Source organism: Bradyrhizobium sp. P2_E8 (assembly GCF_056403875.1).
Map to the genome: position 1 here is coordinate 1 of NZ_JBFUES010000099.1, position 12,791 is coordinate 12,791.

Genomic DNA, 12,791 nt, shown 5'->3' on the forward strand with positions numbered 1-12,791 from the left:
GGCAGAGGCAGCGTTCAATCCGACAGGCGAGGAATGCGACGTATGGATGCGAGCGCGATGGGATGTGAGGCAAAGGCGTTACAGCCTTGCTTGCCGAACGGGTCCGATGCCCCATGACTTAAGGCAGCGCCGCCACCAATGCATTTCTGAATTACACCGGCCGTTTTAGCCACCAGACCGCATCAAATACGGATCCAAGGACCCAGCTAATCGGTCCACCACTTGTATGGCGGCCCGAGTGGACTGCTTTTCGCGATGAAGCAATCCGACCGAATTCACGACCAGCCCACTACAAGCAAGAACAGCTATCGCAATCGCAGCGAGATATTTGGTCCTCATGACGATGATCCCCTTTTATCGCCCCATGAACTAACCGGGCACTCTCAGAAATGGTTCCCGAACCGCTGCGGCCCAATGTTTTCGGCCGCATCGGAAGTTGCTTCCACGGCGCCAGCGACTAGCCGCTGAGCAGGTTCCTCCTTCGGAATGGAACATCGCAGTCGCGATCAGAAATCAAGGAACGAAAGCGTCCGCCGGGCTTTAGAAAAACTGAGGCCGTCGCTCGCCGGTAGTAACACGGCGCATGTCGCGGATAGCCAAAGGTCGTGACGAACGACCCGCTGTTCTCAATACAGGCGCTCGCGCAGATAGCCAAAAGCGACGGTCTCCGGTTCTTTTCAAAAGAACCAGCAGTGCCTCGATCGGTTGCGGGAGGAGTGCACGGCGTGCTGGCCGAACCGAAGGCTCCGTCATGCGCAACGGAATTGACATTGACCACATACACAGTCGGGCCATCGTTCGAGAGATCGGCGAGAGACTACGTGCGTCGCTGAAACCAGAGCCGGAACTACCGGCGAGCCTGAGAGCACAAATCGATCGGCTCCGCGAATTCGAAGCGGCCGAGCACTGGAACAAGCCGCGCGGTTGAACCGCAGTCGGCTCGACCGAACATGGATGAACGATGCCGCCGGTGAAGCTTCGTGCATCGACGATCTTGAATGAGTACGGTAAGGCGCAATCCGAATTGATCGGCAAAACCGTCGTCCTTACCGACGGAAAGGCAGGCACGGTCGAGAACGTTTGGCTGGATGAATTGCACGGGCTTCGGATTTCAATCAAAGGTCATGACGGAAGATGGCCGGTCTCAACCATAAAGTTCAAGGAGAACTAGACCGTCGCACCCCGCTGCGCACCCCCCAATAGCGCGCTATTTCAGAACATTCCGATCAGGATGAAAAACCCGATCTCAATCAGGAACGTCGTGCTCATAACCGAGACCGTAAGGAACACGTCGCTCGCCGAAAGAGGATTCATGAATGCCTCGCATCTTGCGAAGCCCCCGGGAGTAAATCATTCAGGCTAGAAAATGTTTCGGTTCCAAACGCAGGCGACGCGAGATGCGAGAGGCGCGGACATCCGAGGCGGCCTAAGGCAAGGCCCGCTTGGGGTCAATCGCGTCGGGTGCGCCCGGACGAGCCGCTTCCGCTCTGCCCCACAAATCGGACCACGGGTGAGCCGGTCTGGACTTCGCCTACGGGCCATTTTCAGACTCATGCATCGCATGCAAATGGCGTCTTCGCGGTAGGGACGCGAGTTACCTCGCGTTCCCTGCACAGATCTGTGAGCGGCTCGGGGTGAAATTTCCTGGGTCGACTCGGCATCCCGAGACGATCGAGGCTCTCGTCGCGACAGCGGCATTACACTCAATGGCCGAAGAAGCGCTCGGTGCCAGTTGCAAACGTCGCGCGGTACGGACTTTCGCCGGCAGCAAGTGAGCGCTTCGTTGATCCCCGCTGATGGGGCGCGCTCGCGGACAACGATTTCTAAAGATCCCCGCGCCGAAAGAGTTTCTTGCCTGCCACTGCCTGAGACATCGCATCCCTGCAGGAATCGCTCACCTCTGCCATGTGCGATTTTATGCAGGCTCTGATACCGCCGGTGCCGGGCACAATACCAGCACACAGCTTCGCAACATCGGTCTTGCATACCTTTCCGGTCACCGCCACCGTGAGCACGCGGTCTTCGCAGGTTGGCGATAGGCCGGTCAAATGCGATTCTATGCAGGCCTTGATCCGGCCTTCACCGGGCTGAATGCCGGCACACAGTGTCTTGATATCGCCGGCGCAGGGCTTGCCCGCCTGCTGTGCCTCGGCGACAGAACCTGACAGCAGCAGCGTTGTCATTACAACAAGCCCAGCTTGCATTCTTGCCATTTTAGAGTCCTCTGCGAGATTCAAAAAGGACGGATGGGGCCAGTAGGTGACATCACACGTTTGGCCTAATGGGGGCTACCAACTTAGGGCAGTCCCGCTTACGCACAGTCTTGAATGACGAGCTCTCCTTGCTACACGCGGAACCACACCTCATTGGAGGCGGTATGATCTTATAGAACTCTTGGAATTCTTTGTCGCCGCCACTACCCACCATTTTCCGTGATGCGACAGGTAGGCTTAAGTGCTAGGTTGAATTTTCAGGCGTCTATTGAGGCCCGGGTTGTCCCGGCAAGCAGTGCTCACAGTCCGGTTCGAGGCTGTGCAATGCCCAAAATTTTGCTGGTCGAAGACAACGAGATGAACCGCGACATGCTTTCGCGGCGTCTGGTGCGTGGCGGCTATGAGGTCACCATTGCCGAGGACGGAGCGCGCGGCGTGGCAATGGCGACGAGCGACAGGCCCGATCTCATTTTGATGGACATGAGCCTGCCGGTGATCGACGGTTGGGAGGCGACGCGCCGGATCAAGGCCACGCCTGAGCTGCACAAAATCCCCATCATCGCGCTGACGGCGCACGCCATGGCGACCGACCGGGACAAGGCCCTCGAGGCCGGCTGCGACGACTACGACACAAAGCCGATCGAGCTGAAGAGGCTGCTGGGAAAGATTGAAACGCTACTCGCGGCCGCGGGACAGTAGACGACCTACAAGTTCCGGACAGATGACGAGAGGAAACAACTCATGAAAACGGCTCAGTACAAGTGGTCCCAAAGTGACGGGTGGCGGCCGAATTTGCCAACTGGCGACGTCGGACGACAGAGTGTCGTGTTCGTTTTCGGTGCTAGATCGTTGGTGCAGGCCGGGACCCTCGTGGGCGAGTTGCGCGACCACTTAAAAGGGGCCGCCATGCTTGGTTGCTCGACTTCCGGCGAGATTGCCGGCGACGTGGTCGTCGACGACTCGGTGATTGCCACTCTTGTCGACTTTGAACATACGCGACTGCGGTTCGCCTCTGCCACGATTGGTGAGGCGAAGGCGAGCTACGACGTCGGCAAGGAGCTCGCGCAGCAATTGAACGACGCCTCATTGCGCCATGTGTTCGTGCTTTCGGACGGCTTGCACGTCAATGGCTCCGACCTGGCGCACGGTCTCGCGGGCGGCGTCTCGGAAGGCGTGTCGATCACCGGCGGCCTTTCCGGAGACGGAACCAATTTTGCCGAGACCTGGGTCATTGCCGACGGCGGCGCGGGTCCCCAGCGCGTGGCAACGGTTGGTCTGTATGGCGACGACTTGCGCATTGGCTACGGATCGATGGGCGGCTGGCAGCCATTTGGGCCGCTGCGCACCATCACCCGGGCCGAGGGAAACATCCTCTATGAGCTGGATGGGGGGTCAGCGCTCGATCTCTATAAATCGTACCTAGGCCCGCACGCCGACCAGTTGCCAAGCTCCGCCTTGCTCTTTCCAATCCTGGTTACCGAGGCAAAGGGCGGCCAGGGTGTCGTCCGGACAGTCCTGTCCGTGGACGAGCAGAACAAGTCGATGACGTTCGCAGGCGACATCCCACAGGGCGGAACGGCACAGTTGATGAAGACCAACGTTGACGATCTGGTCGACGGCGCAACGGCCGCCGCCAAGGCCAGCCTCAGCGGGCTGGGCGACAGGCGACCAGATCTGGCAATTCTGGTGAGCTGTGTCGGTCGTAAGCTTGTGATGAAGCAGCGCACCGAAGAAGAAATCGAGGCAATCCGAGATGTCTTCGGAAGGGATACGAAGATTTCCGGCTTCTACTCGTACGGCGAGCTTTCCCCCTTCATGCACGGTGGCGAGTGCCGCCTGCACAATCAAACCATGACCATCACAACTTTCGCCGAGGACTGAACGGTCACAGGGCACCGATGCACAGGCTGCTACGACGCCAGCTCAGAAAGCACCTCGGTGTCGAGGGAGAAGTACCGGCTGCGTTGCAGTCTTTCGTGGCAGCCGTCGATTCCGCATACACCGATTTCGATAGCGATCGGGCGATGGTCGAGCGCTCTCAGGAGCTGAGCTCGAAGGAGCTGTCGGAGGCGCACGACAAGGCCGCGCAGGCCCAGACTCGGCTGACCGACGCGCTCGAGACCATCTCGGAAGGCTTTTTCCTGTTCGACGCTAGTGATCGCATGGTGCTGTGCAACTCGCGCTATCGCGAGCTTTACCCGGGGCTGGCCGATCTTATGCGGCTAGGGCTGGAGTTCGAGCATTTGATCAAGACCGTGGTCGAGCGTGGAATCGTGCCCGACGCAGCTGCACGACCTCAAGAATGGATCGAGCACAGACTTGCTCGACATCGCAACCCCGGAGGGCCGTTTCTGCATCACCAATGGGACGGTCGCTGGATCCAGATCAGCGAGCGCAAGACGCAGGATGGCGGCACTGTAGGCGTGTTCACGGACGTGACTGAAATCAAACGGCGAGAGGAGGAGTTGGCTGCTGCGCGCGACAAGGCAACGGAGGCACAGCGCCGGCTGGTCGACGCGATCGAGAGCATCTCAGAGGGTTTCTCGCTTTACGATGCCGACGACAGGCTGGTGATATACAACCGGCGGTACCGGGACATGCACGGCACCGGCAGCATCGATGTCGTGAAACAAGGCGTATCGTTCGAAGCGATCCTCCGCAATGCGACCGCGAGCGGCGAGATCCCCGACGCGGAGGGGCGCGTCGAGGCCTGGATCGCCGAACGTCTGGCCCGGCATCGCGATCCCAAGGGCACGCATATACAACACCGCTCCGACGGGCGCTGGATTCAGATCAACGAGCGCAAAACCGACGACGGCGGCACGGTCGCGACTTACACCGATATCACCGACGTGAAGCAGGCCGAACAAGCGATCCAGGAGAGCGAGCAGCGGCTGCGTGTCATTGYCGAGGCTGCGCCGATGGCGGTGGCGATCGTTACCTTCGATGACGGGATCATCCGGTATGCCAATCAACGCTTCAGCGAAATGTTCGAGCTCGAAGGATCGTCCGCCCTGGGCCTGCAAGCGAAAAACTTCTACGCAGACCCGCAGCATCGTGAGCGCTTCATCGACGCGCTCACCGAGCACGGCCATGTGGAGAGCATGGAGATGCTGCTCAAGCGGGCTGGAGGCGAGGAGTTCTGGGCGCTCCTAGCGTCGCAGCGCGTCCAGTTCGAAGGGCGCCCGGCGATGATCAACGGCCTCGCCGATATCAGCGACCGCAAGCGCATGGAAGGTGAGCTGCACAAGGCGATCTGGGCGAGCGAGCAGGCGACCCGCGCGAAGTCGAACTTCGTCGCCAGCATGAGCCATGAGCTGCGCACGCCCTTGAATGCGATCATCGGCTACAGCGAGATCCTGTTCGAGGACGCCCAGAGTTCCGGGCGCGAATCGGAAATGGCGGACCTGCGCAAGATCCAGGATGCCGGCAAGCATCTGCTCGGCCTGATCGACAACATCCTCGATCTTTCCAAGATCGAGGCCGGCAAGATGACGCTCTATCTTGAGACCTTCGAGTTGCGGCCCATGATTGATAGCGTCGCGGCGACCATCACCCCGCTGGCCAAGAAGAATGGCAACGCGCTCGTGGTGAACTGCGCCGACGAGGTAGGCACGATGCACAGCGATCTGACCAAGGTGCGGCAGACCCTGTTCAACCTTCTCAGCAATGCCTGCAAGTTCACACGGAACGGGACGATCACGCTGACCGTGCTCCGTGATATGGACGAAGTCGTCGACTGGGTCGAGTTCCAGGTGCGCGATACCGGTATCGGCATGACGCCAGATCAGCAGGCCAAGGTGTTCGAGGCCTTCACTCAGGCCGATGCCTCCACCACCCGCGCCTACGGCGGCACCGGGTTGGGCCTCGCCATCACCAAGAGCTTCTGCCGGCTAATGGGCGGCGATGTGACGCTGGTCAGCGAGGCCGGCAAGGGGACGACATTCGTGGTTCGCCTGCCGGCGGTGACGCGCGCTGCATCGGACGCAGCGGGTTTGGCGGCAGAGAAGCGTTCCGAGCGTCCGCAGGTCGCCGAGCCCGAGCATGCGCCGATCGTTCTCGTGGTCGACGATGATCCCAACGCGCGGGAGCTGCTGCGCCGACACCTGCAACGCGGCGGTTACACCGTTCGCCTGGCTGCCAATGGCGAAGAGGCGATGCAGCTTGCCCGCACGCTGCGGCCCGATGTCATCACGCTCGACGCTCTGATGCCGCACATGGATGGCTGGGCCGTACTCAGCGCCATGAAGGAAGATGCCGGCCTCGCCGAAATTCCCGTGATCATGGTTACGATCGTAGATAACCAGGGCATTGGCTTCTCGCTCGGTGCCGCCGACTACCTGGTCAAGCCGATCGATCGCGACAGACTGGTTCGTGCAGTGGACAAGTGCTGCCCAAGGGGCGCGGCACGGCAGGTGCTGATAGTCGAGGATGACGCTCCGACCAGTGAGCTGATGGGGCGCACCTTGCGGCAGATCGATTGCACGGTCACTTTAGCAGAGAATGGTCGGGTTGGTCTCGAGCGTTTGAAGGAGGCTTTGCCTGACGCGATTCTGCTCGATCTGATGATGCCCGAAATGGATGGGTTCGAGTTCATCGCGCGGCTGCGCGCTGAATCCCGCTGGCGGCGCATCCCGGTCATCGTCGTCACCGCAAAGACACTGACCGCTGAGGATCGCGCGCGCCTCAACGGCCAGGTACAGCATTTGGTGCACAAGGGCGAATACAGCGGCAAGGCCGTGCTGGCGGCGCTGGACGAGCTGGTACCCCGGCACGCCCGGCGCGCGTGCGCGGATCGGCCATGAGCATCATTGACACTGAAAGCGCGCGCGCTTGGCGCATTCAGCTTGCCCACCTTCGCCAGGAACTGCTGTCCCCAGTCAACGCCTTGCTCGGCTACGCAGAGATCCTGCACGAAGAGGCGTCCAGGAACGGGCGCTCGGACATCCTCCCCGATATGAACCGTATCCTCAGCGCAGCCCGGGATCTCGCCGACAAGGTCGACCGGCTGGTGGACGGCGATCGCGCCAAGAGCCCGCCCGGCTCAGCGGCCGCCACGCAAGAACAGGATCTTCGTCACGAGCTGCGCACGCCGCTCAACGCGATCAAGGGCTATGGTGAGATGCTGCGCGAGGATGCAGCCAGTTTCCCAGGCGACTCGCTGCGGGGAGATTGTGATCGCCTGCTGGCTGCTGCCACCGACCTATTGCTGCGTCTCGATCGCATCGTGCGATTCTCGGTTGATGTCGAGGAGACGAGCTTGGCCGCCGATCAGGCCGGCGCGGTCATGGTTAGCGACTTGATGCGCAGCCTCGGGCCGGTCCGGCCGTATGCGGTCACCGAAACCGGTTCTATTCTCGTTGTGGATGATATCGAGGCCAATCGCGACCTCCTGTCGCGCCGACTGACCCGCGACGGCCATCGCGTCTGTTCGGTGGCCGGCGGCCAGCAGGCGCTGCAGGCGCTCGCCAACGATGAGTTCGACCTCGTCCTGCTCGATGTGATGATGCCCGATATCAACGGGCTTGACGTGCTGGTGCGTATGAAGGCGGATGAGCGGCTGCGCCGCATTCCGGTGATCATGATCACGGCCTTGGCGGAGACCGAGAGCGCCGTCCGCTGCATCGAGGCCGGGGCCGAGGACTATCTGCCGAAGCCGTTTGATCCGATCCTGCTGCGCGCGCGGATCAATGCTTGCTTGCACAAGAAGCGCTGGCTCGACCGCGAGCAGAAGTATCTTCGCCGCATCGAGGAGGAGACCGCTAAGTTTGAGCGGCTGCTGCTGACAATCCTGCCACGGCAGGTGATAGGCCGCCTGAACCACGGCGAAGTCATGATCGCCGACCGCTTCGAGGGCGTGAGCGTGCTGTTCGCCGATCTGGTGAGCTTCACCGAGCACTCGGCACGGGTCACGCCTGCAGCGACGGTCGAGTATTTGAACCGGTTGTTCTCGGAATTCGACGCGCTTGCGCGCGAGCTCGGTGTCGAGAAGATCAAGACCATCGGCGATGCCTACATGGCTGCCGCCGGCTTGCCCGATCCGAACCCCGATGCGATCGCGGCGATCGCGAAAATGGCGCTCGGCATGATCGACCGGCTAGACCGCGTCAACCGGCATTTCGGCTGGTCGTTGCAAATCCGCATCGGCATACATTCCGGACCCGTGGTTGCCGGCATCATCGGCGCGCACCGCTTCCTCTACGACGTGTGGGGCGATACCGTAAATGTTGCCAGCCGGCTCGAGGCCTATTCTTTACCAAATCGAATCCACGTGTCCCAGGATATCGCGCGTCACCTCGTCGGTCTCTTCGCGCTGGAGCCTCGCGGCAGCATTGACGTGAAGGGCAAAGGCAAACTGGAGACGTTTTTCTTGAGTCGGTTCTAGATGCGCGTCCCCCCGCGCGACTGGCGCGAAATCTTCGAACGGCCGGTGCACCCGTATGCGCCAGCCCTGATCTCCGCCATCCCGATCTGCTGCGCCGTGCGCAGCTCGCGACGACAGGGGGCGACCTTCCAAATCCGCTAAGTCCGCCGGACGGATGTGCGTTCAGCCCGCGCTGTCGCTACGCCGAAGCCGTGTGTCGTCGCGAGCCTGGTCCATCGCTTGAAACGCGTCCCGACGGACACTCGGTCCGGTGTTGGCGAGCTGACGAGATTGCCGGTCAGACGACATTGGCCTCGACCGAAAGCGGACATCCCTAGGATGGAGGGCGCGTTCGTTATGGGTCAAACTCACCGTGAGAAAATCTGGCCTGCTACGCCTCCCTAAGGAGACCTCAGCGAGAGGTGTCGCTACTTCGCGTTAGGGCCAGACGCGGACCCATTACATTTCACCGCACATTGAGCAGTACCCATAGCTGTGAAATCTTGCCGTCATCGAAAATGGCCACGTCCGCACCCGTCACGGTTACCGGGCCGCCTTCAGGTCCGGCGTGCCATGAGAGATGTGCCAATCCGTGATGCCCGACTGCTGCACCCTCGGGTACAAAACGAAATGCTGGTCCAAATTGCTTGAGCAAATCGCCGGCAACGCGCGAGATTGCTTCCCGACCTTTTACAATATTTGTCGGTTCATACATGACCGGCTGTTCGACGAACAAATCATCGATGGCGGTCCGACGCTTATCGTCATCCCGTTCGTTGAATACCCGCTCTAGATTCGATCGAAGGATGTAGTCAAAATCGACTTCTTGCTTTGTCATCTGCAATCCATTCTTGATTTACCTGCCTTCAAGCGAACTTGAAGGACCTTAGATAATCACAGGAACTTCAGTTAAGCGAAGCCCTCGCCGAAATATGCAAAACGGAATCGCAGGGATTCCAAAACAGGCCTCGTATAAATTCTAAATGGACGGTTGGTTCGTGTACGCCCGCCTGACCAACCCTCTTCACGGGAGCAAGGGCTGCTCGCTTTCCAAACCAATACGTCTTCGTTGAGCGAGAGAGATCCAAACCGCTTCCCCCAATAAGCGCTTGGACTGCCGGAAAATGCCGTACTAGACCGAATCGCGGGGTACTAAGATTTGGAGAAAATTCGGTTCTCCGGGCCTATCGAACGCTTAGTTAGACCGACGGTTGGACTTCTCTGACGGGAAAAACGCAGGAAAACGGCCGGATTTTCGGGCTGTCTCCACATCGAAGTACGAAGTGACTTCGGCTGGCTGGCGGAGAGAGTGGGATTCGAACCCACGGTACGGTTTCCCGCACACACGCTTTCCAAGCGTGCGCCTTAAGCCACTCGGCCATCTCTCCGGAGCGCCCTCTCTTGAAGGGGCGCCGGCGATTTTGCAAGAGACCGCGGGGAAATCGGGTGAATTTTCCATAAGATGTTGTATTTGAAAGACAATATCTGGCGTCGGCGGCTGCTTCGGAACCGCCTGTGGCTGAACCCAGGACGGGTTTGGCGCGACGATTCACTTGAGAATGCCAAACACGACCGGGGACGCCATGACCATCCGCAAGACCATCGCCGCGCTCGGCCTGATTTCGGCCCTCGGCTCCGCCCTTGCCGGGCCGGCCCTGGCGCAAGTCTGCAGCCGGCAAGGGGTCGACGTCAGCTGCGACGACGGGCGRCGCGGGGTGCTTTCGGGCGATGCCATCATCTGGCCGGACGGGACGCGCTCGAGCGCCTCGCCGCATCCGAGCGTGATCATCGGCAACAAGAGCTCGGTGCATGTCGGGCCCGGCGTGTTCGTCGGCCAGGGCAAGGGCATGGTGCCGCTGGACGACCCCAACGCGCCGAACAAGCGGCAATGCGCGATTCTGGAGGGGGTGTCGTATTGCTATTGAGGCGCGTTACTCGAGGTTCGCCGTCATGCCCGGGCTCGTCCCGGGCATCCACGTTCTTGAGGGCCCGCGCAAGACGTGGATGGCCGGGTCAAGCCCGGCCATGACGCGCGGATAAAGTGTGCGAGGGGCACAGAGATCGAGAGTTGAGCGCGAAAGCAGCCCGTCACCCCTACCTGTAAGAACGGGGCGCGAGAGAGGGACTAAATCAACCGCACGCCCGAGATCGCCGACTTCAGCCAGCGCAGCGCTTGCGGCGGCTGGGCTGCGAGCGGGGCGACGGCGGCCTTCTCGACGCGGCACTTCTCCAGCTCGGCGACGAAATCGGCGGACCATTGCTGAATGGTGTGGCCGCGCAGCTTCTTCATCATCGCGTCCCAGCGCATCTTGCGCTCGGTGAGCGGCATCGCGGCCGCGATCGCGATCGCGCGCGCCATGGCGTCGACGTCGTGCGGATTGACCAGCAGCGCCGTGTCGAGCTCATTCGCTGCGCCGGCGAATTTCGACAGCACCAGCACGCCGGGGTCGGCGGGGTTCTGCGCGGCAACATACTCCTTGGCGACCAGGTTCATGCCGTCATGCAGCGGCGTCACCACACCGACCTGCGCGGTGCGATAGAGCCCCGCGAGCACGGCCTGGCTGAAGCCTTTGTTCAAATAGCGGATTGGCGTCCAGTCCACCTCGCCATGGCGGCCGTTGACGTCGGTGACGAGGCGCGCGACCTCGTTCTGGAGATTGCCATAGGCCTCGATGGCACCGCGCGAAGGGTTGGCGATCTGGAGCAGCGAGATGCTGCGCAAGAATTGCGGCTGCTCGGTCCAGAGCCGGTCGAACGCGCTGATGCGGTTGACGAGGCCCTTGGAATAATCGAGCCGGTCGACGCCGATCGCAAGCCGCTCGCCGTTGAGGCTGCGGCGCAGCCGCGACACGTCCGGATGCGAAGCCGACTTGGCGGCATACTGCGCGAATTTTTCCGCATCGATGCCGATGGGGAAGACTTCGAAGCGGGTGCGGCCGTACTGCGACAGCACAACACCGTCATCGATGGCAAGACCAAGCTCGCCGCCGACATAACCGAGGAAATTCTGACGATCCTCCTCGGTCTGGAATCCAAGGAGATCGTAGGCGAGCATCGCCGTGATCAGCTCGCGATGATTGGGCACGCCCTGCATCACCGCGGCCACCGGCCACGGCGTGTGCAGGAAGAAGCCGATCGGATCGTCGACGCCGAGATCGCGCAGCTCCGCACCGAGGGCGAGGAAATGATAATCCTGCACCCAGAACGCGGTCCGGGGTTTACGGAAGCGCATCAAGGCGCGCGCCATGAAGGCGTTGACCTCGCGATAGCTGACATAGTCCTCGCGCGAGACGCGGATCAGATCGCTGCGCGAATGCAGCGCCGGCCACAGCGCCGAATTGGCAAAACCTTCGTAATAGCCGCCGTAATGCGCCGCCGGCAGATCCAGCGTCGCAATCGCGCCCGAACCCAGCGCCTCGATCTCGGCAAACGGTTCCTTCTGATGGCCGTCACGCACGCGGCCTGAAGATCCCACCCAGATGGCACCCGAATGTTCCACAACCGGAAGCAATGCCGCAGCCAAGCCGCCCGTCATGGGCTCGTTGGGTTTGCCGCGCGCGACGCGATTCGAAACGACGACTAAGTTCACAGGTCGTCCCCTCCTGTTCATTCCACCCTGTTTAACTGATGTTCATCAATATGGTTCCTGATCATCGTTTCAACCAATTGAAACCAAAATCGGGCGCGCGCGTTGCAGCTGGTTTCCCCTGTGGAACCCACTGCAAAGACAGCYTTTCCGGTTGGATTGCACAGCATGCATTGCGGCGCGCGGGGGCGCTGCGCTGACGGCCTTTATGTCTGCGGCGTGGCGCTGCCTTTGTTTCACCTCGGATCGAGCAGGCGCGCGAGGAACGCGCGCACATCGCTCGGCGCATCGAAGTGACCGTTCACGCCCATGGCGCGGCGGCCGACCGAGAAAGCGAGCCCGTTCATGTCAGGCATGATCGCGAACACGGTCTCATCGGTGACGTCGTCGCCGATGAACAGCGGACGCCGTCCCCTGAACGGTTCGTGCTGCATCAACTCGCGCACGCCCGTCGCCTTGGTGAAGCCGGAATGCTTGATCTCGCAGACGAACTTTCCGGGCAGCACCTCGATCGGCGCATTGGGCAGGTCGGCGCGGATTAGCGAGACGGCCTCGAAGATCGCCTTCTCCGCATGCGGCGCGAGGCGGTAATGCAGCGCCAGCGAATAGCCCTTGTCCTCGAGCAGAA

The 12,791-nt window shown here is 61.1% G+C and carries 10 protein-coding genes, 1 tRNA gene and 1 pseudogene; 7 read left to right on the top strand and 5 right to left on the bottom strand.

Translation table 11 applies throughout. The features are described 5' to 3' along the window. The first annotated feature begins 961 nt into the window (after positions 1-961). On the top strand, positions 962-1,171 hold the full coding sequence (locus AC1D00_RS08175) for a PRC-barrel domain-containing protein (protein WP_025576258.1): 210 nt from the start codon (positions 962-964) through the stop codon (positions 1,169-1,171). A gap of 652 nt (positions 1,172-1,823) precedes the next feature. Here AC1D00_RS08175 and AC1D00_RS08180 read toward each other — a convergent pair. Then, positions 1,824-2,183: a hypothetical protein gene (locus AC1D00_RS08180; protein WP_404552009.1), complete on the bottom strand. Its 360-nt coding sequence runs from the start codon at positions 2,181-2,183 to the stop codon at positions 1,824-1,826. 354 nt (positions 2,184-2,537) lie between these two features. Between AC1D00_RS08180 and AC1D00_RS08185 the strand changes: the two genes are divergently transcribed. The 5 genes and pseudogenes from AC1D00_RS08185 to AC1D00_RS08205 all read left to right on the top strand — a co-directional run. Further along, positions 2,538-2,912: a response regulator gene (locus tag AC1D00_RS08185; protein WP_025576254.1), complete on the top strand. Its 375-nt coding sequence runs from the start codon at positions 2,538-2,540 to the stop codon at positions 2,910-2,912. A 42-nt stretch (positions 2,913-2,954) separates the two neighbouring features. Further along, positions 2,955-4,094, top strand: coding sequence for an FIST signal transduction protein (locus tag AC1D00_RS08190; protein WP_025576252.1), 1,140 nt, complete (start codon positions 2,955-2,957; stop codon positions 4,092-4,094). Between the two features lie 95 nt (positions 4,095-4,189). Next, entirely contained in the window at positions 4,190-7,018 is a 2,829-nt protein-coding gene (locus tag AC1D00_RS08195) for a PAS-domain containing protein (protein WP_477010303.1), read from the top strand. Then, the gene (locus AC1D00_RS08200; protein ID WP_477010304.1) at positions 7,015-8,598 is read left to right on the top strand and encodes an adenylate/guanylate cyclase domain-containing protein; all 1,584 of its coding nucleotides are present in this window, start codon (positions 7,015-7,017) and stop codon (positions 8,596-8,598) included. The genes AC1D00_RS08195 and AC1D00_RS08200 overlap by 4 nt, the downstream gene beginning before the upstream one ends. Before the next feature lie 21 nt (positions 8,599-8,619). Next, positions 8,620-8,915 (top strand): annotated as a pseudogene (locus tag AC1D00_RS08205) (oligopeptide/dipeptide ABC transporter ATP-binding protein); the annotation flags it as partial. 128 nt (positions 8,916-9,043) lie between these two features. Here the strand turns inward: AC1D00_RS08205 and AC1D00_RS08210 are convergent. Together AC1D00_RS08210 and AC1D00_RS08215 are read right to left on the bottom strand one after the other, a co-directional pair. Continuing rightward, a complete protein-coding gene (locus tag AC1D00_RS08210; RefSeq protein ID WP_135175006.1) occupies positions 9,044-9,415 on the bottom strand; it encodes a nuclear transport factor 2 family protein in 372 nt (123 codons plus the stop codon). 460 nt (positions 9,416-9,875) lie between these two features. Beyond that, positions 9,876-9,965, bottom strand: a tRNA-Ser gene (locus tag AC1D00_RS08215). 195 nt (positions 9,966-10,160) lie between these two features. On the opposite strand from AC1D00_RS08215, the gene AC1D00_RS08220 reads away from it, so the two are divergent. Beyond that, positions 10,161-10,502 carry a hypothetical protein gene (locus AC1D00_RS08220; protein WP_025575253.1) on the top strand — a complete coding sequence of 114 codons (342 nt, stop codon included), beginning with the start codon at positions 10,161-10,163 and terminating at the stop codon, positions 10,500-10,502. A 200-nt stretch (positions 10,503-10,702) separates the two neighbouring features. Here AC1D00_RS08220 and AC1D00_RS08225 read toward each other — a convergent pair whose 3' ends face one another. Together AC1D00_RS08225 and AC1D00_RS08230 are read right to left on the bottom strand one after the other, a co-directional pair. After that, positions 10,703-12,166 carry a trehalose-6-phosphate synthase gene (locus tag AC1D00_RS08225; RefSeq protein ID WP_025576164.1) on the bottom strand — a complete coding sequence of 488 codons (1,464 nt, stop codon included), beginning with the start codon at positions 12,164-12,166 and terminating at the stop codon, positions 10,703-10,705. A 233-nt stretch (positions 12,167-12,399) separates the two neighbouring features. Further along, positions 12,400-12,791 (bottom strand): trehalose-phosphatase (locus AC1D00_RS08230; RefSeq protein WP_477010305.1); only part of this gene is annotated, 392 nt, incomplete at its 5' end.

What these genes read in the sequence shown, in the direction of transcription:
- AC1D00_RS08210 (WP_135175006.1), bottom strand. Translation starts at nt 9,415, where the DNA reads ATGACAAAGCAAGAAGTCGATTTTGACTACATCCTTCGATCGAATCTA.
- AC1D00_RS08200 (WP_477010304.1), top strand. Translation starts at nt 7,015, where the DNA reads ATGAGCATCATTGACACTGAAAGCGCGCGCGCTTGGCGCATTCAGCTT.
- AC1D00_RS08185 (WP_025576254.1), top strand. Translation starts at nt 2,538, where the DNA reads ATGCCCAAAATTTTGCTGGTCGAAGACAACGAGATGAACCGCGACATG.
- AC1D00_RS08190 (WP_025576252.1), top strand. Translation starts at nt 2,955, where the DNA reads ATGAAAACGGCTCAGTACAAGTGGTCCCAAAGTGACGGGTGGCGGCCG.
- AC1D00_RS08175 (WP_025576258.1), top strand. Translation starts at nt 962, where the DNA reads ATGCCGCCGGTGAAGCTTCGTGCATCGACGATCTTGAATGAGTACGGT.
- AC1D00_RS08180 (WP_404552009.1), bottom strand. Translation starts at nt 2,183, where the DNA reads ATGACAACGCTGCTGCTGTCAGGTTCTGTCGCCGAGGCACAGCAGGCG.